Source organism: Rhizobium sp. H4 (genome assembly GCF_003013335.1).
Taxonomy (GTDB): domain Bacteria; phylum Pseudomonadota; class Alphaproteobacteria; order Rhizobiales; family Rhizobiaceae; genus Rhizobium; species Rhizobium sophoriradicis.
Window position 1 is genome coordinate 1 of the sequence record NZ_PSOW01000033.1, and the last position, 21,995, is coordinate 21,995.

General features: G+C 56.4%; 16 protein-coding genes and 4 pseudogenes. 4 read left to right on the plus strand and 16 right to left on the minus strand.

The features are described 5' to 3' along the window. Window positions 1-128: 128 nt before the first annotated feature. Window positions 129-314, plus strand: a pseudogene (locus C4N04_RS32025) (group II intron reverse transcriptase/maturase); the annotation flags it as partial. 68 nt (window positions 315-382) lie between these two features. Here C4N04_RS32025 and C4N04_RS30855 read toward each other — a convergent pair. From C4N04_RS30855 to C4N04_RS30905, 11 genes are all read right to left on the minus strand, one after another. Beyond that, window positions 383-568: a hypothetical protein gene (locus C4N04_RS30855; RefSeq protein ID WP_004668636.1), complete on the minus strand. Its 186-nt coding sequence runs from the start codon at window positions 566-568 to the stop codon at window positions 383-385. A gap of 284 nt (window positions 569-852) precedes the next feature. Beyond that, window positions 853-2,340, minus strand: coding sequence for an NAD-dependent succinate-semialdehyde dehydrogenase (locus C4N04_RS30860; protein WP_008534338.1), 1,488 nt, complete (start codon window positions 2,338-2,340; stop codon window positions 853-855). A 23-nt stretch (window positions 2,341-2,363) separates the two neighbouring features. Next, entirely contained in the window at window positions 2,364-3,383 is a 1,020-nt protein-coding gene (locus tag C4N04_RS30865; protein ID WP_106797739.1) for an ABC transporter permease, read from the minus strand. An 11-nt stretch (window positions 3,384-3,394) separates the two neighbouring features. Continuing rightward, the gene (locus tag C4N04_RS30870; protein WP_008534336.1) at window positions 3,395-4,369 is read right to left on the minus strand and encodes an ABC transporter permease; all 975 of its coding nucleotides are present in this window, start codon (window positions 4,367-4,369) and stop codon (window positions 3,395-3,397) included. Continuing rightward, window positions 4,366-5,919, minus strand: a complete 1,554-nt coding sequence (locus tag C4N04_RS30875; RefSeq protein WP_004668627.1) for a sugar ABC transporter ATP-binding protein — start codon at window positions 5,917-5,919, stop codon at window positions 4,366-4,368. The genes C4N04_RS30870 and C4N04_RS30875 overlap by 4 nt, the downstream gene beginning before the upstream one ends. Window positions 5,920-6,010: 91 nt before the next feature. Further along, window positions 6,011-7,177 (minus strand): ABC transporter substrate-binding protein, encoded by a 1,167-nt coding sequence (locus C4N04_RS30880; RefSeq protein WP_008534334.1) that lies wholly within the window; start codon window positions 7,175-7,177, stop codon window positions 6,011-6,013. Between the two features lie 25 nt (window positions 7,178-7,202). Next, window positions 7,203-8,099 (minus strand): alpha/beta hydrolase, encoded by an 897-nt coding sequence (locus C4N04_RS30885; protein WP_106797740.1) that lies wholly within the window; start codon window positions 8,097-8,099, stop codon window positions 7,203-7,205. Further along, the gene (locus C4N04_RS30890) at window positions 8,096-8,479 is read right to left on the minus strand and encodes a hypothetical protein (protein ID WP_004668622.1); all 384 of its coding nucleotides are present in this window, start codon (window positions 8,477-8,479) and stop codon (window positions 8,096-8,098) included. Before C4N04_RS30890 ends, C4N04_RS30885 begins: the two co-directional genes overlap by 4 nt. 77 nt (window positions 8,480-8,556) lie before the next feature. Next, window positions 8,557-8,985, minus strand: coding sequence for a carboxymuconolactone decarboxylase family protein (locus C4N04_RS30895; RefSeq protein WP_004668619.1), 429 nt, complete (start codon window positions 8,983-8,985; stop codon window positions 8,557-8,559). Window positions 8,986-9,062: 77 nt separating this feature from the next. Next, window positions 9,063-9,947, minus strand: a complete 885-nt coding sequence (locus C4N04_RS30900) for an NAD(P)-dependent oxidoreductase (protein WP_011053340.1) — start codon at window positions 9,945-9,947, stop codon at window positions 9,063-9,065. A 313-nt stretch (window positions 9,948-10,260) separates the two neighbouring features. After that, complete coding sequence (locus tag C4N04_RS30905; protein WP_004668612.1) at window positions 10,261-10,941, minus strand: GntR family transcriptional regulator; 681 nt, start codon at window positions 10,939-10,941, stop codon at window positions 10,261-10,263. Window positions 10,942-11,537: 596 nt separating this feature from the next. Between C4N04_RS30905 and C4N04_RS30910 the strand changes: the two genes are divergently transcribed. Then, entirely contained in the window at window positions 11,538-11,873 is a 336-nt protein-coding gene (locus C4N04_RS30910; protein WP_085739609.1) for a helix-turn-helix transcriptional regulator, read from the plus strand. Window positions 11,874-12,033: 160 nt separating this feature from the next. After that, window positions 12,034-12,359: pseudogene (locus C4N04_RS32635) on the plus strand (type II toxin-antitoxin system HipA family toxin); the annotation flags it as partial. A 223-nt stretch (window positions 12,360-12,582) separates the two neighbouring features. Here the strand turns inward: C4N04_RS32635 and C4N04_RS30920 are convergent. From C4N04_RS30920 to C4N04_RS30940, 5 genes and pseudogenes are all read right to left on the minus strand, one after another. Beyond that, window positions 12,583-14,973 carry a DUF3141 domain-containing protein gene (locus tag C4N04_RS30920; RefSeq protein ID WP_106797741.1) on the minus strand — a complete coding sequence of 797 codons (2,391 nt, stop codon included), beginning with the start codon at window positions 14,971-14,973 and terminating at the stop codon, window positions 12,583-12,585. Between the two features lie 386 nt (window positions 14,974-15,359). Further along, window positions 15,360-15,556, minus strand: a pseudogene (locus C4N04_RS32410) (IS21 family transposase); the annotation flags it as partial. A 65-nt stretch (window positions 15,557-15,621) separates the two neighbouring features. Beyond that, on the minus strand, window positions 15,622-17,151 hold the full coding sequence (locus C4N04_RS30930; protein WP_106797744.1) for a hypothetical protein: 1,530 nt from the start codon (window positions 17,149-17,151) through the stop codon (window positions 15,622-15,624). A 479-nt stretch (window positions 17,152-17,630) separates the two neighbouring features. Continuing rightward, complete coding sequence (locus C4N04_RS30935; RefSeq protein ID WP_097667952.1) at window positions 17,631-18,086, minus strand: hypothetical protein; 456 nt, start codon at window positions 18,084-18,086, stop codon at window positions 17,631-17,633. 31 nt (window positions 18,087-18,117) lie between these two features. Continuing rightward, entirely contained in the window at window positions 18,118-19,629 is a 1,512-nt protein-coding gene (locus C4N04_RS30940; protein WP_008534313.1) for a tyrosinase family protein, read from the minus strand. 1,098 nt (window positions 19,630-20,727) lie between these two features. On the opposite strand from C4N04_RS30940, the pseudogene C4N04_RS30945 reads away from it, so the two are divergent. Then, window positions 20,728-21,091, plus strand: a pseudogene (locus C4N04_RS30945) (IS630 family transposase); the annotation flags it as partial. Window positions 21,092-21,995: the final 904 nt, after the last annotated feature.

Below are 21,995 nucleotides of genomic sequence, written 5' to 3' on the forward strand. Positions count from 1 at the left end.
TCACCGGGTCCTTGTGGATGACGCTAAGTAGCTCACGCAGTCCAATTTTGCAATTACGTCTCAGTCTGAACCCGCTCGCCACAAAAAATAGGCTGCGGCGTCAAGGTGCGGGTGTGACACCGGTTACCGTTAAATGCAACTGGGCTCTGCTCTACATCGAAAGATGGTTGACCGCGCCTATGGAAAAGAACGGAGAAGTCATTGAGCGGATGCGTGGTACCCCGCAAGGGGGCGTGGTCAGCCCGATCCTATCGAATCTCTTCCTGCATTACGCGTTTTACGTCTGGATGACCCGGACGCATCCGGATCTACCATAAAGGCCTGGCGCCGGCGAAGATCGGCGGCTACGTCAAACCGACACTGAGGGTGCGGCCGCCGACAACTACACCTTGACGCGTCGCTGGTTGACGCGAATGGCTTTCGCTTGACCCTCCACGCTGGCACGTGCAGCATCGTCGGCCTGATCGATTTCAGGACGAACGCGTGCATCGATCGGGTGGTGATCATGCTCCTGCTCAGGACTCCGATACGTTGAAACGACAACGCCACGGTGCAACAGCTCGTTCATGTCGTGTTACCTCTTCGAAGGCTACAAGCTATCTGGGAAAGACTTACCTTGTAGGGCATTGGCGGAAGGATCGACAATCGAAAAGACAGGCAGAAATCTCGTCTGCAAGGCCGGCCCCAGAAGGGGTCGGAAGGGAAGATCCGTAGGACAGCTCCCGCGAAACCTCTAGAAAAGTCCAGCCTTTTGAGACCTCGCAACCGGCGGAGAGGATGTTGCTGTCCTGCCTCTATTCAACAGACCTCTCCCCCTTTAAGTTCAGTCGGCGAGCGACCCTTGGGCGATCGCTATGCGCCGATCCCGCCCATGCAGACGTATTTCATGGATAAGAAGTCATCCATTCCGTACTTTGAGCCCTCTCGGCCGAAGCCGGATTGCTTGACGCCGCCGAATGGCGCTAATTCGGTGGAAATCAGACCCGTGTTCACGCCAACCATGCCGTATTCCAGCGCCTCTGTGACCTTCCAAACGTTCCTGAGGTCGTTGGCGAAAAAGTAGGCTGCCAAGCCGAATTCCGTATCGTTCGCGAGTTCGATGACTTCCTCGACAGTATCGAACTTGAACACCGGAGCCAGAGGCGCGAAGGTTTCCTCACGCGCAACCTTCATATCCTTTGTGGCACCCGAGAGAAGCGTTGGTTGGACGAACGTGCCTCCGCGAGCATCGCGGTCACCACCAACCACGACAGTCGCACCCTTGGTCACAGCGTCATCGATATGACCATAGAGCTTTGCTACCGCTTCATCGTTGATCAACGGGCCGATCGTCGCCCCGCTCTCAAACCCGTCAAGAACCTGCAAGGCACTCACGCGCATTGCCAGCTTCTCGACGAACCTGTCATGGATCCCGCTCTGTACGTAAATACGGTTCGCGCACACGCAGGTTTGACCCGCGTTACGAAACTTAGAAAGCATAGCCCCCTCGACCGCCTGGTCGAGATCTGCATCGTCGAAAACGATAAACGGCGCATTGCCGCCAAGTTCCAGGCTCAGCTTCATGATCTTCTGGGCGCCTTGCGCCATCAAGATACGGCCAACTTCGGTCGAACCGGTGAAGGTCAGTTTCTTGACGACCGGGTTGGAGCAGACCTCCTCGCCAAACATTCTTGCATTATCCGTCGGGAGGACGCTGAACAAGCCATCGGGTATTCCGGCACGCTCCGCGAGGATCGCCAATGCAAGCGCCGATAACGGAGTCTCGGCAGCAGGCTTGAATACGATCGCGCAGCCGGACGCGAGCGCCGGCGCGATCTTGCGGCACACCATCGCCGACGGAAAGTTCCAAGGAGCGATGGCGGCCACAACGCCAACCGGCTGCTTGATGACAAGCAGTCGCTTGTCGGCCTGGTGACCTGGAATGGTGTCACCATAGACACGCTTGGCTTCCTCACCGAACCATTCGATGTAGGAAGCGCCGTAAGCAATCTCGCCACGCGCTTCCGCCAGTGGCTTGCCCATTTCCGATGTCAGAATTACGGCCAGGTCTTCAGCGTTAGCTACCACCTCTTCGTAGAACTTCCGCATGATCAGCGAGCGTTCCTTCGCCGAAACCTTAGCCCACTTCTTCTGTGCAGCCTTTGCAGCATCGATAGAGGCTCGCACTTCAGCAAGGCCAGCGCTAGGCAAAGAGGCAAGGACGTCCATCGTGGAGGGGTTTAGCACGTTGATGCGTGTGCCGTTTACCCCTTCGCTCGACCACTTTCCTCCAACCAGCATCTGCTCGCGAACGAGAGTCTGGTCCTTTAAACGGCCTAGCAGGGTGCTGGAGATTGCCATGGATCTTCCTTTCTATGCATTGATCATATCTGATTTCGAATGTGTGGTGACCGTGCGTATATCGCGACCATCGGAACGATGAGCAGACCGACGACAGCCTGCTGCGCCGGAAAGTTCAGTCCGAGGCCAACTAGAAGCGAGGTCAGTACAGTCAGGACAAGAACACCGAGCACTGTCGCGCCATAGCCGCCCGCCCCACCAAGAAGCGACGTCCCTCCAATCACCACCGCTGCTACGGTGGTGAAAAGATAAGGGTCGCCCACGCCGACGAAGCCACCACCGGAAAACCCTAGTAGCAGCATGCCCGTGATTGCAGACATGGCACCGCTGACGCTATGGATGATGGTCCAGACCTTGAATTCGGAGATTCCGAGGCGGGCGGCCGCCGTCCGGCTTCCGCCGACGGCGTAAATGCTGCGGCCAAACCAGGTGTTGTACATGAACCATCCAAGCGCGATGGCGACGATAGCCCAGATCACGATGACCGGAGGCAGCGACAGGCCGAAAAACTTTCCGTTGAACGCCGAAATGTTCCTCAGCCATTCGGGTACCGGAGCAAACACTGTACCACCAAACGCCGAGCCGAGTGAGGTGTAGATCTGGACCGCACCGACGGCCGCGAAGCCAACTCCGAGCGACATGATCAGCGCTTGCCCTTGGAGACGGAAGCTCAGGGCGCCATTGGCGGCCCCGACAAGCGCACCGAGGAGCATGACAACCAGCATCGCGAGGGGAGCGGGAATACCTGCGACCATAAGGCTGGGAAGGAGGATGTTCGCGCCTCCAATAATATATGGTATCGAAAGATCGAGCGCACCGACCAGAGCGCACAGGGTCTGGCCAATGGAGGCAAGCCCCAGAAACGCTGCGAGAAGAAGGATTGAACGCGCGTTTTGGGATGATACGAAGCCGGGGACCAGCAATGCACCGAGTGCTAAGAGAGAGGCCAGAAGAATAAAGCCAATGACGATGCTCCGATGAGCCTTGAGCGGGTTAGACTTCTGAGCCGATTTGATTTCGGAATTCATAACTGTCGCGACCATTATCTTGCTCCTTACACAACCGCGCGGCGACTGATGACAAAGACGTTCACGAGAAGTGATCCGACGAGGATTAAGCCGAATGCCATCTGGGTAACGAACCCCGAAACCGTGCCGAAGTTGAAGGTGGAGAGGAGATAGGAGATGAGGAACATGTTGATCGCGCCAAGCGTAGATCCAAGTGCTCCACCACGACCACCGGAGAGGCTCGCACCTCCGAGAACCAGGGCCGTAACAGCCTGAAGGGTGTAGGTGCTGCCCTGCGTCGGATCACCAGAGGAGATCAGCGCCGTGTAGCTGAGGGCGGCAAGTCCAGCGAATGCTCCACCAACAACGTGGGCGATGATGCGGACTGCGTCCACTCGAACGCCGCTCGTATACGCCATGCGCTCATCCGCACCCGTCATGCGAAGGTTGCGGTAAAACATAGTCCCCCTGAGAAGGAGCCATAATGCATACGCTGCAACCAGCAACAGCAAAACAGGTGACATGATGTCGGTCCCCGCCCCCCAGCTAAGCATCCAGTCGGGCGCGACTCCACCCGGTCGGGACATCACCATCAGGTTCAACCCGGAGAGGACAAGAAAACCCGACAGCGTAACGATTATCGGAGCGACACGCACATAAATGATAACCAGCGCCTGGAGTAGCTGGAATGCCGCTCCCAGGCCGACTGCCCATACTATCACTGCGATAGGGTTGGTAATTCCGTTACCCACAAGCCAGGTAATAAGGGTAACGTTGATGAACCCCATCAAGGGGCCAACTGAAAGGTCCACTGCTCCACGACCCGCCATGACAATGGGGGTGAGGGCAAGCGCCGTTAGAATCAAGGGCGTGGCGACAAGGATTGCACCTGCGAGGCCGTTGTTCGTGAATAGCCCGTGTCCGCGTAGGGCAACGGCGACCAAAAGGACAATGAATAGGCCGGCCGGCACGAAGAGGGAACGGTCCTGGGTGATTTGACGGAATGCGATTCCAGACATCATGCAGTCCTTTCCAGATCGAACTCGATGGAGGCGTTTGGCGATTTTCCAAACATTGCGGCCAAGATTGGCTCTTCCGCTATGTCCTCGCCTGCTAGCGACCGGAAAAGCCTTCCAGCAAAGAAGACGTCGACGCGGTCCGCAAAGCCGATGAACTCTTCGATTTCGCTTGATAGATAAATCACGCTGCCACCCTTCTCCGTGAACAGGCGCAGTTCGCGGTAGAGATCGCGCTTCGTTCCGAGGTCGACACCGCGAGCGGGATCGTTAAGGACGATGACGGACGGTTCGTTTGCAAAGGCACGGCCGATCAAAACTTTTTGCTGATTTCCGCCCGACAGTGAGGTGATCTTGTTCGCCGGACTTCCAATCTTAATCCGGAGCCGATCCACCTCGCGTTTGAACATGGGTTTGAGGCCGGCCTTATTGATTATACCAAGAGGACCGAGGTTCTTGCGATAGACGCCGATGGCAAGATTTTCGAAGATGCTCTGCTGAGGGAAGATACCTTCACGCTTGCGGTCGCCGGAAATATACGAGATTCCTGCTTTGGTAGCGTCTTCGAGCGATGCGACCTTTTTCATTCTCTCGGTGCTGGATGACCAGACTTGGACATTACCACCAAAAGGCTGGATGATACCCGCAACGGCGCGTACGAAAGCGTCCTGCCCCTGCCCGTCGAGTCCTGCAACACCGATGATCGCTCCTTTCGGTAGATCGAAATCGAAGGGCGCTGCCGCGCTGTGAGTAACGAGGTCTCTTACCGCTACCACGGCCGGCGCGGCGGCGCCTACTTGCTTTGATTCGTACGCCTTCGCGTCGCTTGCGTTTCGGTCCGCGGGCGTCATCATTGAAAGCAGGTTCTCTTCAGTTATTTCATGCTTCTCGAGCGTACCAATGGTGACGCCGTCGCGAAGGATCGTGGCTCGATCGGCGATGCGGACAAGTTCAGCGATCCGATGCGTTACGATCAGCACGGTCGCACCTTCCCTACGGAGACGATCAATTTCCTCGTGGAGGCGGATCGTGGAATCGAGGTCTAATGCCGCAGACGATTCATCGAGGATGAGGACCTTCGGCCTGCGCAAGACCGCTCGCGCAATAACTATCCATTGCTTGACGCTCAGAGGCAATGCCCCAACGTTCTGATCGAGATCCACGGGCTTGCCGACGAGGCGTTTCAGGATCTCCTCAGCCTCGGTACGCCGACCACTGCCGCCCTGCGAGCGGAAGATGCCGTCGCGCCCGACATACAGATTTTCCAATACACTGGCCTCGTCGGCCACCAGCACTTCCTGGAAGATCGTTGTCAGCCCGATGCGCTTGGCGTCAGTCGGAGTCGAAATCTCTTCTCCAAGGACCGAAACGCTCCCGGAATCTGGGTGCAACACTCCAGACATGATCTTCGCCATCGTGCTTTTGCCACTTCCATTCTCTCCGACGATGGCGTGCACTTCTCCGGCCCGGGCTTCAAAATCACACTTCTTTAAGGCCTTAGTCTCGCCGAAAGACTTGGCAACATTGATCAACTTGATCGTAGTTTGGTTTTGCATCGGAGATCCTCTAATCCCAACGGCCGCGCGAGGCGGTCCTCCCACAAGAGAAACTTCTGTCCGGTGGCAAGACCCACCGGGCAGAACAGTTTCACTTCGACACAGGCTTCCAGGGATCAGCCGGGCGTTCGAAGTAGTCTGCAGCAATCGCAGCAGGAAACCACCCGTCCGCCTTGGGCTCCACGAAGTCTGTCGAGTTCAAGTCGCAATCTTCTGGTATTGCCGCGCGGACTTCATCGATGGTGTAAGGCAAGACGGGTCGAAGGAAGGACTGAACCTTAGGGCCTTGTCCCTCCAATGTGCGGAGCATGATCTCCCACATCTGTTGCATCTCGCGACGCGGCGGCCAAATATGGAAACTCCTGTCCACAAACTCGGGGTTCTTGCGCCAGTAGCACGCGGCGGAAGCTTCCCCCCCGAGAGTAATCGGGATCATGTCTCGACCTGACTGCAGCATTGCGTTGAGAACGCCGTTCTCTTGGGCCCCCTGCGTGAGGATCCCATCAATCTTCGTCGGGTTCGTCGCAAGAAACTTCTGAACTTCGACCTGGGCCACCTGGTCGGTCCACTTCCCTGCAACTTCACCGACGATCTTTATGTCGGGGTACTTAGCAAGTGCTTCCTTAGCCGCTTTGTCAAAGCTGTCCGAAGAAGCGAAACCGGGAATACCAGAAACGAGAAGGATATTGCCCTTCTTTCCTATTTTTTCCGCCAGCCACGTCGCCATCTCGGCACCGCCCTGCGCGTGATTGGCCGCGCCATTGATGGCGTATGGCGACGTCACGTAGCCCGAAAATGAGAACACCGGCACACCGGCTTTGTAGGCATATTCGATCGTCTGATTAAGAGCCGTGACGTTCGAGCAGCAGATGATGATTGCATCGACGCCTTCGTCCACCATCTGACGCATCTGCTGGATCTGAACGGCGTCTTTAAGATCCGACTGGGTGACCACGACATCAGACACCAGGCCCGCAGCCTTTGATCGCGGTAAAAGATCGCTCATGACCGCATCGAGAGCTGCGGCTCGCCAGGTGTTGCCAGCGTAGCTGCTTGCATAGCCGATCTTCCACGGAGGACCCTTTTTGGGCTTGAAGTCTTTGTAGGCGCTCGCCCCCAATGGAATCTGCGGATCTACAGTTTCATAGATCTTCTTTTCTGTAGCCGGTAGCTGATCGACACCATCCGCGTAAGCGGTTGTCGCCAGGGCGCTAACCGAGATCAGCGCCCCAAGTGTGACATTCAGAATGCACCTCATTGAAGTTCTCCTCCCGAGAAAAGGATCAGGCAACCTTAGACCGGGCTGCTGATGACTGTTGGATCTCCTCAAGAATCGGCAACAGATACTTCCGGAACTCGCTATAGTCCTCAGTAACGGGAAAATGTCCGAGCTTTTCCATTGTCCAAAACTTGGAGCCTTTGACCAGGTCTGCAGCAATCTTGGTATCGGCCGGGGACGTGTTTGGATCGTATTCGCCCGTGAGGAAGTATAGCATACATTTCGACGTATCGATTTTGCTGGCTTCTTCTGGCGACACATCGTGGTCGTAGTAGTAGTAATAAAGATCACCCGCGAAGATTCCCGGTCCACCGCAGCTGTATTCCCACTGGATTTCACGGACATTCGCTTCTGGCGAGTACGGTGAGATATTCAGCATCATCGCCGCACCGATGGAGGTGCGATTGACGTTTGGATTGTCGAACTCCCTGCGGATGCCAGCCATACCGACGTCGACGTACTCCGCCGCCGAGCGCAACGCACCTTCGACCGAGATCGTGGCGCGGAAGTTGTCCGGATAGTTCGATGCCAGGTCGATCGCGAGATGGCCGCCCATGGAGCTGCCCAAATAAACGGGGCGGTCTAGGTCGAGCGCTTTTGAGAGTTCGAGCTGGAAGTCCATCATGAACTTCTTGGTCATGTTGTATTCCTTCTCCCACCAGCGAACGCCGTAGGGGGGAAGGGACTTGCCGTGATACGGCAGATCGAACGCGATGACGCGAAAATTTTTCGTCACGTCGGAATCGCAAAGCATATGACGGTACTGGCGACCGTCGGACCCTGCCGTATGACCGACGAGAAGCGGAATCCCCTGGCCCGCTTCTTCGTAATAGACGCGGTACTCGATACCTTCTATGGTGAGATAGAGATAACGGCCGATAATGGGGTCAAACTTGGTCATGCTGCTGCTCCTTCAGAACGGGCATTGCGCATCAGGGTGGTCATGCGGTTGAGAGCAGGCAGATACGCGAAGGTTTCGTTGTTACTGCTAAGGTAGAGGCCATGCTTGATGTTTGATGACTGCAAGCACTGATAAAACGGCAAGGGTTTGTGCTGAAGCAGCGCCTCCCACTGTGAACCGGTCCCGCGTATGACGATAGTGCACTTGTCGTCGTCGTATTCGGCCTCTTCCACCTTTAGCAACGTACCGTCCTCGAAATGAAGCGCTACACTGCGGGTAGGGAAATCGCATTTTAATATACCGTTAAGATAACGAGTTTCGCGCTTGAACTCGAAATCCTCCCGCACGAATTCTATGAATTTCTTGAGATCTATCGCCATTTTAGGCTCCTCCCTTGTTGATAAGCGCTGAGAACTCCGCGCATGTTGTACATGCCCCCTCACGGGACAGCACATTCTCAAATGCCCATTTCGGTGAATACTTCCTGGGCATGCCTGAAACTGTCGATGCCTGCTGGCACACCAACGTAGATAGCCACCTGAAGGAAGATCTCCTGGATCTCCTGTTTCGTAACACCGTTGTTGATGGCGCCGCGGATGTGGCCTCTGAGCTCGTGCGGTCGGTTTAAAACCGCTATCATTCCAAGGTTGAGGATCGATCGAGCGCGACGGTCGAGGCCAGGTCGGTTCCAGATATTGTCCCAACAATACTCGGTGACGAGTTCCTGCATCGGCCAGGTGAAGTCGGTCGCCTTTCCGAGGGCCGCATCAACGTAAGCGTCCCCCATCACCTGCCGACGAGTAGCAAGTCCGCGCTTGAACTGCTCCGATGGAGCTGTTCGCTCGCCGGCCTTAGACCCCTTATCTTTCCTGTCCAAAGTGGCCATTGGGTTTCGCTCCCTTCATCATATTTGACAGATTATCAGACAATTTTCAACTGTCAGTTTGGCGTAGTTTTTCGCGGTCAGGCCTGATCTTTCACGAACTGCGCAATTTTCGTGTGGTCGACATCGGGGCCTAAAGCATGCCGAGCAGCATCCCAGGCATCAGCGGTACCGGCTAATGTCGGCAGCTGGAGATTGAGCGCCTTCGACAAGTCCGCTGCAATCCTAATGTCTTTCGCCATAAGCCCCAAAGCAAAACCAGAGCCAAAAGTCTCCGAGAGGATGAACTGCTTCATCTTCACTTCTGTTGCGTTGTTCTTGCCAGACGACGAGTTGAGAATATCGACGATCGTTCTAGGATCGAGACCAAACGTTCGGCCAAGAAGAACGCCTTCGATAGCTGCCAGAACCCCGGCTCCCGATACGAAATTGTTGATGGCTTTCATGGCGTGCCCTGAGCCGATCGGGCCTGTCCTAAAAATCTGGCCGCCCATGGCGCACAGGATGGGATCAGCTTGATCGATATCGTCAGAAGCACCGCCTGCCATGATAGTAAGAGAGCCTTCGACGGCTCGCTTCACTCCGCCTGACACGGGAGCATCGACCAGCCGCAAGCCCTTCTGATGCAAGCGCTCTGCGAGCTCACGAGTATCATTGGGCGCCGATGAGCTCATGTCGATGACAAGCGCGTCAGCACTCAGGGATTGCCAGGCCCCATCCTTGAAGAGCGCGTCTTGAACAATCTTGCCGTTGGGAAGCATGGTAACCGCAACATCGGCGCCATTGAATGCTTCCGCTACCGTCTCTGCCGGAACGCCGCCGACGGCCGCGAACCTTTCCCTAGCCTCGGCCGATAGATCAAAGCCAGTGACTTCGAATTGAGCCGACAACAGATGTTGTGCCATCGGCCCGCCCATTGCGCCGAGACCAATAAAGGCGACGCGCAGATTTTTTCGTGGTGACAACGTCCCGCTCCCGAATGTGAGGCAAGCACAATCAGCTACCTCCGTTAGTGAGGAGTAGTTAACGACCTATCAGACAATCTGTCAATCGGAAAATTCATGCTTGGGCCGGCGCGCCCTCGCTACGACGCCAATTTTGCCGTCGCTTCTTCAATCACCTCACTTAAAATGACCGTGCAAGCAGCACCCATCTTATCGTCCGATGGACACCAGAGAGGTTGTTGCGTTGTCAAAAGCACCGTGCCTGAAGGATTTAATTACACCCGGCCACCTCCAGCATCAGACAATCTGTCAATTTTCGGAAAATCTTATGGCATCAGCCTGAGGTGTTGTTGCGCAGGTACTCGAGTGCGACTTTCGCAGCCATATCAATGTGGTGCTTACAAGCGGCCGCAGCCCTGGGTCCGTTGCGATTTTGGATCGCTTCGGCAATCTCTTTGATTTCTGCAATGCTATGTTTGAGGCGCCCCGGTTGTGTCATCGAAGTCATGCGCAGAAGATTGATCCGGTTGTGCAGCGATGTTAGCATTTGCCTGACGAAGACGTTTTTGCTGCCATCCATCAAGCAGTCATAGAAGGCGTTTTTGGCAGCGATGAGCCTGTGTCCCACGCCGCTCTCCGCCGACGCTTCGAATTCTCTAACGGCATCTTGCAAAGTGGCAATATCTTCCGCCGTTCCATTTTCGGCGAACTGCTGCCCAGCAAACCCCTCGAGCAGCGCGCGGACGGTGTAGAGCTGAGCGGCCTCCTCATAGGTTATGATACTGACAACTGGACCCTTGTGGGGGAAGCTTGTGATCAATCCCTCTGCCTCAAGCTGCCGAAGCGCTTCACGGACGGACGTGCGACCCACGCCGATCATTTCGCAAAGCTCGCGCTCGACGAGCCTTTGCCCCGGCTTGAACTTGCCCGTCGCAATAGCCTGTCTGAGCCTTTCTTCGACTTGCACTCGAAGAGAGGCATTTTGCCGAGCGACCTGCAGCTCCACATCTACCATGATCAATGTCCTACGTAGCACTAATGAATTTGAGCTAAATATATGGCTGCTTCGCGGGGAACTTTCAATCAGATTGTCTGATGAGCGGTCATTAGCAACTATTCTCGAGGATTGAGCCCGCTGTGTAGAGGTCGGCTTCCCGATCCATGAGGAACCGATCGGTTGGCGCGCCATAAGTGGAAATTCTAGTCCAAATGGCCTAGTTCAATTGGTGTCCTGATGGCCGACAATGTCCGCCCGCCGATTTCTCAAAACCAGCCACGGTTGCGACCCTGATCGACGAGGTGTCCACGGTCACCGACACCACCGCATCTTCCAGGAGCACCCGTTCGACTAAGGGCCGGGTGCAGCTTGGCAATCGGCAAAAGCCGCATCAGCAGACGATAGTGGTTCCGATCGCGCCTCCAGTCCGGAGGCGGCATCGATCTTGAGCGCCTCAAGATCCGCCATCTTTCTTCGCCTGCCAGCCTGGCTCGTACTTGCGCTATCGCTCCCGCAATTCCCATTCTAACCACTTTTCTCTCTGACCATCTCTCTTGAAAAATTGTAACCTTCGTGCTACATATCTAGTGCAATCTGTAGTGCGAAGGTGACAAATTCCGACACCTCACAACCCTCCGGCCGCTGTGCGGCGCGCGCTGCGCAAACTGGGCGCAGACATCCACGACGCACGTCGACGTCGCCGCCTGCCTATGGCGGTAGTAGCCGAACGTGCCTTCACCTCACGCTCAACGCTTCAAAAGATCGAGGCCGGCGACACCAATGTCAGCATCGGCATCTATGCAGGCGTCCTCCAGGCACTCGGCCTGCTAGATGGGCTGAGCCAAGTCGCCGACATCGGTAACGACAGCGTCGGCCAGTCTCTGGCCAATGCAGAGTTGCCCAAGCACGCTCACCCAAGGCGATCACCGGGATCGTCACGCGATGGCTGATTTCGAAGTTCATCTCGACCTTCACGGCCGCACACGTCCCATCTGGCCCGGAGCAATCGCGCCCGTGGTGCCGAAACAATCGTGTTTGAGTATGATCGTGCTTGGCTCGAGGACTCCGGCCGCTTCTCGCTGCAGCCCGCTCTAGCTCTGAGCTGGGGAGAAACATCACGGCTTTCTGTGGCTCAATAAAGCCAGCTGGTCGTTGTCCCCTGCCTATGACCTCAATCCAGTGCCTACGGATGTCAAGGCGCGCGCGCTGACGACAAACATTGATCTTGATGAAGGCACCTGCTCCCTTGACCTGCTGGAAGAAGCTGCAGGGCTCTACGCCCTAACGCTCGCCGAGGCTCGCGCGATCATTAAGGAAGTCGCGACACCGCAAGGTGGCGCGAGACCGCCAAGGCGGTCGGTGCGCGGTCAGCCGAGATCAACCGTATGGCCAGTGCGTTCGATCACGATGATTTGCAGCGAGCGCCAGCCCTATGACGAGAGCCTTCCTCCACAGTTTCAATCCGCCCTCTGCCGGCCCGATCACTGAACCGGATTACGGCATCGTTGCGTTGTAAAGGACGGATGTCCAATGGCAATTTTCCGATCTGCGGTCCTGGCTGGATTTGCGATGGAATTGTTTCAAGCGCCTCCGTGACCAACGAGCGAAAACCAATAATTATGTGATTCGGTGAGATCGAGACGCTACTCTACGAACAAACTATGTCACTGCCAGCGGATCCTCAATCACATCGACGATCGATGGCTGGCCAAGCACGTCCGCGAAGCGCTGTAGCATGGCAACAGTACTCGATGACATCTCCGCCCTGGAGCCCGGGATATAGCAAGCGGCTGCATAAGCGAGTTGCCGTTGCCTCGGTTCCGTTAGCAACAGCGGCAGCGTCTCGATTGCTTGCTCCGGCTCAAAGGTGACGATAGCCGTCTGCACGCGAGTGATTTCGGCCAAATGATCAGCGCTTAGTGAGCGGAAGGGCTCGTCCTCGGTCAGCACCCGTGACCAGCGCGCCAGGCGGTCGCGTCGGATCCCGCCACGATCGCTCACCAGGAGTACCACCATACGGATGATGGCATCGGCGAGTCCGGCGATCGCGATCCTCCTGAGCGCATTGGCGATGTCCGGCTGCCATCTCATATCGTCAAGTGTCGTCCCTTTGCGGTATGCTTCGTGGGGATTGTCAAAATATCGCTGCCAAGGGTTGTTCCAGATCATGTGAAACGCGAGCTCATAACCCATGTCGCGCCAGTCGCGCATGACCACGATCGCCTGTTCGACAGCCTTGAAATAGAGCGCTTCCGCAGCCAGGAAAGGATTTTCCGCTGCTGCGTTCACCCGGGAGTTCCGTACCTGCTCTGAAATTGACTTATAGCCAACCATGATCGGATTCTGAGAAGACAGCAGCGATCGCTCCAGCCGCTTTGGATGGAACATTCGGCTGGCGTCTGCTGAGATGTCTGTGACCGCGGCCTGCACAAAGGGGCGGGCAACTGTGTGATAGATCTGCGCTTGCAGTTCAGAGACGCGGGCGACGGCAGCGAAGGGACCTCCATCGTCATGGCCGTCGTTAAACTCACGGATATTCTCGAAGGTGCGCTCGATCAGTTCAACACTATAGCTCTTGTGTCCAGCATCTTCTTGAATGTCCGTGATGCGCATCTCGTAAAGGCCAGGCAACAACGCCTCAATTGCCTCGAGCGTGCTTGCAACCTCATTGTATTCTTTGTTGATTACTCTCGAGGAAACGAATGTACCGAGGTGACCGACGTCGTTGTGTACCATATAAATAATGTGCTGGCCGAGAAGGCGGATTTCCTCCTCGTTGTCATAGATTTCGGGGATCCAATTCAGCGCCTGCTGCGGCGGCGTGACATTGTCGCCATGACTGGCAAATATGATAATAGGCGCCCTGATCTTCTTAAGGTCGAAATGCCGCCGGTCCGGCTCCCCATACGCCTTGTTGTGCGCCAGTCGATTACCAACAAAGAGGTGCTCAACTATCCAGCGGATCTCGTCTCCCCGCATCAGGCAGAAGCCGCCCCACCACTTCTCAGCCTTAAGGAAGGCTTCGCTCGCCGCATCCACATCTCGGAACAGTTCGACATACTTCATGAATAACTGGCGCTCGGGATTGAGCGTTTCGAAATTCTGTACGAGATGGGCGCCGTCGAAGATGCCTCCGCCCAGATCTGACAAAAACATGGTTATCCAAGCTCCCCCGAAGAGGCCCGCCATGTAGCGGAGGGTATTTTCACCGATATTTCCCGAGGTAGGTGTCACCGGCGATCCGTTGAGGATGATCGGGCCAGCTAAGTCGAGATTTGTCGCAACCATCAGAAGGGTAGCCCAGCCAGCTTGGCAGTTGCCGACTACGACTGGAAGGCGGGCAAGCGGATGCAGGCGCATGACCTCACGAACAAAGGCCGCTTCCGCATACGTGACATTAGAGAGATACTGCCCCCCCTCTGGCTCTCGGCGGAAGGACACCAAATAAACCGGGTGACCTTCCCGGAACGCCACGCCGACCTGGCTGTCTTCTTTGTGGCCACCGACGCCGGGACTATGTCCGGCGCGCGGGCAAATGATTATGAAGGGGCGCTTCGTGTCATCGACGTTAACACCTTGGGGCGGGATCATTCGAAGTAACACGTAATTGGATTTCAAGGGCAGATCGTTTCCATCCATAACTGTCTCGTAGTCGCAGAAGAAAACCGGCGGACAGCCTGCCGCTTCATGTTCGAGGAAGATGTCGCCGCGCTGTCGGAGAAGATCCATGCACAATATGGCGCGCTCACTAGCGTCGCGCAGGTATTCCGCCCAAGCGTGGCCCAAATTCCCATTGCCGTGCACCTCGCGTAGACTCTCGGCAAGACGTTCGGCCTCAGTAAAGAGCTTTCCCTGGCGGGTAGAGTGGCTGTCGCACATGACTTGCACGCGGCGCAATAAGGCAACCTGCAGAATTTTAGCGGTTTCAGCGCCCGCTTCCGCCAAGCGTTGGAACATCGGGAATAGACTTTGGGTCACTTGGCTGTCCAGTTCCGTGGATGGCGCTTCAATCCACCGGAGCGGGTTTAGAGATGTAAGAATATCCGCCATCGTTTCAACTCCTCTATGGTTATGATCCCGTACGCATACATACGTGCCAGATCGATCGTGCTTCCGTCTGGCGAGGTGCTCGGTAGGCAATGCCGACGCCTAGGAAAGCAGTTTGACGACTTCCGACCCCAACGAGTTACCGCCGCATTCATCCCCTGCAATGTCTATGCCAAGCACTGGGTCAGCCAGCTACGCCGGGAGAGGGGGCAGCAAGCTCGTCGCCAGGGAATGCCACACAAAGTCTTCATTCAGCCTGGATCAGCTCGTTGGAGACTATCGGAGGACAGGAGGTGATGGATTCGCCTGCGGTGTGGGATCCCACCAACTAGGATGTTTCAGCGGCCGTCCGCGTGGCTTTGGTTGGGGCTAAGGCTGGTGGTGGCACGGTTATAGACGATGCCTTCTGTCTGACGCTCACCGATGACGGCAGTCTTCATCCGGTCGCAAAGCACTCCCGCGGAGCGCCGCCGAGAGCCTCGAAGGCCGCGATGTGGAAACGCAGGCCGGTCGTCTGATGCATGACGAAGCGTGCCCAGATGGGACGGCTATGACCCGGCACTATCGTGAACTGCCAGATGATCCTCGGCGCCCGTTAAAGTGCCGACCGCGTGACACCGCCATTTTCGCTGGCGTTAGTGTTGGCCAGGTTTACAGCAGATCACCGATAACAGTGGACAGGTTAAACGGAACGATTCCGATCTCACCACGCGGCATCCTGTCGAGCAAGTCGACCGTGCGGGCAAAGGTTTCGACTTGCTGAAAGGCGTAATCAGGGTCGAGCCGGTCCAAGCCTCCGCCCGGCAAGACCTGGCAAAGATAGTCCGGTATCGGACAGCTTGATATCGTCGGAATTCCTGATGCGTATAATGGCTGTCCTTCGCCCAACATCACCTGCGCCGCCGCTGGGGCGACTATCAGCGCGCGTACCTTTTTGCGCCCGCGTGCGGCAGCGATGTACACGTCACTCATCGACTTATTACTGGTATAGATCAAATCGAGTTCCGGCTTCCCGGTGGGCGCGGGGTGCCCTTTTGCAAAGTCATCTCGCCACTCGGTACATCCAAGATGCTCAATCGTAGCTCCTGCAACGGCTTTAGCATGGCCGGGTTTGCCGTCCCACAATTCTGGATGCATTTCGAGCCAGGTCGCCGTCGCCTGATTCCCGTGGCGGCCGAACTGGGGAAGCTGGAAATGACCCGTGACGAGTACGAAGACGAGGCTTCGGTTGCGGGCAGATTTCGGTAGCGAGGAGAAATAATGCGCCAGAGCGAGTACCCCAGCACCGCCGTTCTCTTCGCACGCATTAGGTCCATCGGTGTGGGTGTTGATGATGATTGTCTCAAGCAGGTTGCAGCCCGGCAAAACCGCATAAATCGTATCGGTCGCAACGTCTTCCAACGTGCCATCCAAGGTCAGGCGACCGCTCAAACCGTGCTTGATCGCGGCTTTGATCCGCTCTCCTTCAGATTGCGCCACCCATATTGCAGGTAAGCCCCAATACGGTGTGGTGAATGGCAGCACCTGCCCCTTCAACTGCACTTCCGAGACGCCTTCGAAAATGCAAACGACGGCTAAAACCCCTGCTTCACGCGCCTTGTCGATCGGTACGCCAAGCAAACCGGTGATAAGCGGCGTGGTTACGGCTTTGGGAAAGTCTATGCCTTCCGGCAGGCTGCCGCGTCGATTGGTCACCAGTTCGAGGAATGCCGCCAGATCCCGACGCTTTACCGTCACCACCGCAATTTTGCCGCGGGCTTTCTCAAACACCTGAACCCGACCGTTGAAAAGAACCATCTTACCCGAGATACCGCCGGGAGGTGTAAGCCCGGAATACGGGAACGGCGCCGCTACCTCAATTACATCACCATTTGACAGTTTGAACGCGGTGGTTCGTGGCATCCACCGGCGCATCGTGAGTTGATCGCGCTTCACCTCAAGGCCCATCCCTCTCAACTCACCAGCAAGATAATCGATTGCCCGTGCTTGCGCCGGGCTGCCGGTCAATCGGGGGCCGAAACTGTTGAGCCTTTTGATCCAACTCCAAAGTTTCCGCTGATTAGGGAGTGCGGGGATGGACGGCTTTCGCTGCTCACTGAATCCGGTGCTGGGAAAAGCCGGGAATACCATCCCGCCGAGAAGAGCAGTGAGCCCAACAGTCGAAAAATCTCTTCGTTTCAAGACTAACCTCCGCGCCTTCTTATCACGAATGGAAGCGATACCTATGGCCGCACGCCCGTGTCCTTGCAAATCTAGTGCCATTAACAGCACACGTCTAATTTTCAGTTTTAAATTGAACGCGCAGTCTGAATCGGTTTTGGACCGCGTGCGAAGTCAATGCAGCTTTCGGACAGACTCCGCGCAAGCATCTGAAGTGGTTGAAGAGTCACTTTACTGATCTAGGAACGCGTCGTTGGTTCAATGCCTTTAAGAGCGACCTAATCTTGAGCCTAGTCTCGGGTCGGCCAAAAACCTTTGCCTGCTTGCAGACGACCATCAGTCGCCGAATGCAGCCGCAAGACTGTAAACTGTTGACCACGATAGGCGCTGCGCGTTGGACCTTTGTCACAACAACCTATCAAAACCCTCTATTTTATCCGGCGGACTTTCATTGCCGACAGGGTTCTAGAGCTAGCGGCAAATCGGCCCCGACTGCCAATCTATTCGATGCTTGCGTCGCTGATAGTGATGCTGGCGCCCGAACCGCCGCCTGTTTGAGGCTCCAGCCGGATAATGACGGTCTGTGGCTGACGGCAAGACGGGTCATCGGGCAAGGGAAACCCAAATCGTTGAGGCTTCGCCCCGTCCAATACCGAAAACGCCTTGTTCGGAAAAATGCCAAACCTACCAATCTCGCGAACGTTAATGCCGCAGTCAAGCGAAACGACCGTCGTCACTGGTCCTGAAGTCGACGGTTCATAACCAGTGACAGTAAGGACAACCCGCGCACTGGTATCAGCCGATGAGTGGACTGCTCTGCTCGATATGGTTATCGTCGCGGGCTTACTGGTCGTTGCCCGCATGTCGCTCTCGTTAGCTTGAACCGGGCTGACGATGCGCAGCATCGATAATGCCGCCGCACGAATAGCGATAAGCACCCAGCGATGATAGCGCATCGATGTCTCCACAACCCACCCAGTCCGGATGTTAGGCGGACACTATGGCTATTTCTAGCTTTGCGGGCTCTACGGCGCCGGGTTTGCCCGCTCCCGATCCGACAGGAATGAGCTGCAGGTCGATGGCCTCGCCATCCGTCTGCCCCCTTCCGCCGTACACCCGCTGGATCGCGTCCGTCAGATCGAGGACGAAGGATGGTTTGCGATGATGGTCGCCGTCATGACCGAGAACGGCGAAAGAACCGACGTAATGGGGATCGGTGACGGGCGTATCGGCCTTGAGGTCGTTCTTGCCGAGAAACACCCGAACGCTGGTCGTGCTGGCACTGGTGATCTCGACATCGCGCAGGAATGCCAGCACACGAGGAGCGGAGGCCGCCTGCTCCTGTGCCGCGCCGAAATCCATCGTATCCATGCCGGATGGCAGAGGCGGTTGGCGGACGATCTCCTGCAATGCGCCCGCCGGGATCTTGATCGGCAGCGAAAGCGGCACGTTTTCCGTTGCCGCCTTGCTGTTGTCCGTGGAGGTGGTCGTCACGCCGGCGATTGCAGCATCGGTCGCCGTCGCTGCGATCACGGACGTGAGTTTATCGTTCAGGGCCAGCGTTTTGGCGCTCGCCGCCGCGACCTTGAAGTAGGTTCGGAAACCATAATTGTATCCGAGTTCCTCTGGAACATAAAGGTCGGAGACCTTCGGGGACCAGAAGTTGCCGTCGACATCGTAGAAATTGTCGGTGAACGGCATGTCGGCCCAGAGCCGATCCGTGCTGTTGGCGTTGCGCAAATTCCACGTCGCCCAGATGCGGTCGATGTTGCAATGATGCATGAAGAAGATCGGATCGCGGGGCGACGACATTTCCGGCATCCAGCCACCGATATTGTTGTGCACCTGATTGTGCGGTGTGTATTCCAGCGTCCCCTGCGTGCCGCTGCTGGTGGTGACCCAGGAAGGATCGAGTGAGTTCTGTCCCTCGGGGCGGGTGGTGCCGAAGACCTCGTATGGCTTCGCCGTTAGGATGGTGTTGAGAACCTGTGGCCCAACTATATTGTCCGGCATCGGCTGCGTGATTGGCCACGTGCGCGACGAAACATAAAGTGGATTGTCCTTGCCGTCGGGCGTCTTTTGCATTGTGAACACTTCGGGCAGGTACGGATTGTCGGTCCAGTCCCAGAACGGCATAGCGAAATCGTTGTTCTTGGTCACGTGCCGAACGATGCGCTCGTACATAGCCGTATAGGCCCTGTGCCACGGCAGGAAATACCAGTTGCCATGCGGGCAGTATTTGACGACGTCACCGCTGCCGTGAATTTTCGAGAGGTTGACCCAGTTGAATTTGTCGCTGGCGGGAAGGGCGTTGAGAAGGCGCACTGCGTCGCGATAGGTCTCGATGATCGGGTCGTTCCAGGCCAAGCCCTGCAGTGAGCGCCGCCAAGGGATTGACGGTATCTGCGCGAAGGCTTTTGTCCCCGGTAGGCCGCTGGCGAGCAGGCCCGCTGCAATGACGCCACCCTGAACGATGACATGTCTGCGTGTGATGCTCATCTTACTCTCCCTTGGATTTGAATTGTCCTTCGCCAAGATTAATGCCGCTTTTAGGCCGGTTCCGCGCCGTCTGGGCGCGGGAGCAGTGGGCAATTGCTCTTTCTGAGTCTCGGTGAATCGGCGGCATGAGAAATGAAGCAAGCGACGTGCCACTCGAAAATGCAGCGTAAAATGCGAGCTAAAAACGCTACTACCGATCGCATTCCTGCATTCCAGTTGATATCCAGATCCCGGAAAACTTAGTATCGCATTCCATGATCGTTCGAGCGACGGCTCGCCGACCAGCCACGGCAAGCACGTTCGGTTGCGAAAACCTCAAACGATCAATCTCTCCCCGACTCCCAAACCAAAGCGAGTAAACGCTTTTTTGGTAAAGCCTTGAAGACTGAAGGAGGAGAAAAGCCAACTATCGTCCGATAATATCCCGGCCGCCCACGACATCGCGATCGCAGAACTGAAAGCTGGATGCAAGTGCTCCGGCGACCTTGTTGCATCGGGAGGTCACACCTGACCTTCAATGCCCATCAGGGTAAGCTGAAACAGTTGTTCAGACCGGTGAGAGGGCCCAAGATGCTGAAAACCGCCCTGTTCGACTATAGAGAAGCACGCATCTCGAACAGGCTTTCGCTATCGGACCCCTGCAATGACGGAGCCGGAGCCGTAGCCCACTCGCTCTCAAACTCAAAACTGCGAAGCAGGCACCACTTCGTGGCTTGACGGGGTGCGTAGAGCAGAGCGGGACAAACCAATCGTCGTGATCTCGACAAATGCGACAAAGGGCGGCGGCTGTCCGACATTTGCGAGAATAGCGGCGGGATCTCCGCGCGGGAACAACGGGCTCACCAAGTGATCCCACTTTCAGTCCCATTGTACCCACTCATTCGGGCTTACTGTCGACCTATTGAGACCTCGCCGCAGCTGCGAAGCCCCACTCATATCCGTTTGAATTTCTCATCAAGGCTTGACGCTTGCCGTCCACACGGGGCAATTCGGGCAGTGTATTAGCCTGCTGTCCCGCTAGTTTCCTGACCCGACATCACACGGTTCGTTGCCTCCGGTCGTCAAAGCGGGATGAACAAACTTGATGCCCGCTGTGAAGCACGGCAAGCTACAGCCCGGTTCGGAGTTGGAATTTCATGGCGATCCGGTGGATCGCAAGAGCAAAAGAGGGCGTGCCGACCTCCCGACCGTCGGCGCTGGATGCACACGAGGCGTTCGTTGTGGAACTGATCGAGGACTGTAAGGACCTCACGCTCGATGAAATGGTCGAGCGTTTGTCCGTTGATCAAATAGTGAGGATCAGCCGGGTGCGCTTGGTGCCTGGCTTCGAGGCCGCGGCTGGACGTTTAAGAAAACCGCACTTGCACTGGAGCAAGACCCCTCGGATGTCCTGGAGCGAAGGCGCATTTGGTTTGATGGTCAGCTCGATCTCGATCCTGAACGACTGATATTCGTAGATGAAAATCTGCGCGAGCTACAGTGGTCGAGGCGCCAGGAACGCGGCAGCCGAGCGGCCTCGAACACGTGGCCGAACAACCAAATCTCGGCAAGGCGAATTTCGGCGGCGATCCCGGTCGTTGGCGCGCTTGCAGCACATCCTGATCGAAGCAGAGAGGAGCTTTTCTGTGACCGACCTGACCACGACGACACCTCAGCCACTCAAGTATCACTGCCTTACTGCCGCTGTGCAGGAGGTTGTCCCTGCTGTGACGATTGTGGCGCATCCATGCGACCAGACCTCGCTACCGGGTGCGCTTGGAGCCGTCAAACACAGGCTGATTGTTCCCGTTCTGGTCGCAACGTAACTCTCTTTTCCGCTCCGGTAAGCCTCGTTGCACTCCATGTTCTGTCGACAGTTGAGGAAATGATGATTAGGCGGCATATGCATGCGCCCATCACAACGTCTTATGGTGGCGGCTTCTTTAGCCGCTCTCTCCCGGTCCTGACCTTCGTGTGCTGCCCGGGAAGGTCCGCACAGCCCAGAGGAACAGTTCTTCGCTCGAGCGCGGAGTCGTTGGGTCAGCAGAAACCCGCAAATGACAGCAGACGGGAGTTCTATGCCATGAATAGCCAGCAAATTCCGCTCAAGATAACCGCAGTTCGCTTCGTGCGCGCGGCCGGGATTTTTTTTCGAACTCCGATGTCGGCAAGAAGGCCAATTTGGTGTTTGCGGGGCTCGCCGCGCTTTTATTCGGCGTAAGCGGCCTCAACGTTGTCAACAGCTACGTCGGCCGAAACTTCATGACCGCAATTGCAGAGCGCGATACCCCGGAGTTCATCCGTCAAGCGATTTTTACGTCGGTGTGTTCGCTGCTTTGACAGTTTTTTCGGTCATCGCACGATTTGTCGAAGACCGGCTGGCACTG

Bases quoted from the DNA above. Each gene is read 5' to 3' on its own strand.
- C4N04_RS30870 (WP_008534336.1), bottom strand. From the start codon at position 4,369: ATGATGTCTGGAATCGCATTCCGTCAAATCACCCAGGACCGTTCCCTC.
- C4N04_RS30905 (WP_004668612.1), bottom strand. From the start codon at position 10,941: ATGGTAGATGTGGAGCTGCAGGTCGCTCGGCAAAATGCCTCTCTTCGA.
- C4N04_RS30940 (WP_008534313.1), bottom strand. From the start codon at position 19,629: ATGAGCATCACACGCAGACATGTCATCGTTCAGGGTGGCGTCATTGCA.
- C4N04_RS30885 (WP_106797740.1), bottom strand. From the start codon at position 8,099: ATGACCAAGTTTGACCCCATTATCGGCCGTTATCTCTATCTCACCATA.
- C4N04_RS30890 (WP_004668622.1), bottom strand. From the start codon at position 8,479: ATGGCGATAGATCTCAAGAAATTCATAGAATTCGTGCGGGAGGATTTC.
- C4N04_RS30860 (WP_008534338.1), bottom strand. From the start codon at position 2,340: ATGGCAATCTCCAGCACCCTGCTAGGCCGTTTAAAGGACCAGACTCTC.
- C4N04_RS30855 (WP_004668636.1), bottom strand. From the start codon at position 568: ATGAACGAGCTGTTGCACCGTGGCGTTGTCGTTTCAACGTATCGGAGT.
- C4N04_RS30880 (WP_008534334.1), bottom strand. From the start codon at position 7,177: ATGAGGTGCATTCTGAATGTCACACTTGGGGCGCTGATCTCGGTTAGC.
- C4N04_RS30920 (WP_106797741.1), bottom strand. From the start codon at position 14,973: ATGGCGGATATTCTTACATCTCTAAACCCGCTCCGGTGGATTGAAGCG.
- C4N04_RS30875 (WP_004668627.1), bottom strand. From the start codon at position 5,919: ATGCAAAACCAAACTACGATCAAGTTGATCAATGTTGCCAAGTCTTTC.
- C4N04_RS30895 (WP_004668619.1), bottom strand. From the start codon at position 8,985: ATGGCCACTTTGGACAGGAAAGATAAGGGGTCTAAGGCCGGCGAGCGA.
- C4N04_RS30935 (WP_097667952.1), bottom strand. From the start codon at position 18,086: ATGCGCTATCATCGCTGGGTGCTTATCGCTATTCGTGCGGCGGCATTA.
- C4N04_RS30865 (WP_106797739.1), bottom strand. From the start codon at position 3,383: ATGGTCGCGACAGTTATGAATTCCGAAATCAAATCGGCTCAGAAGTCT.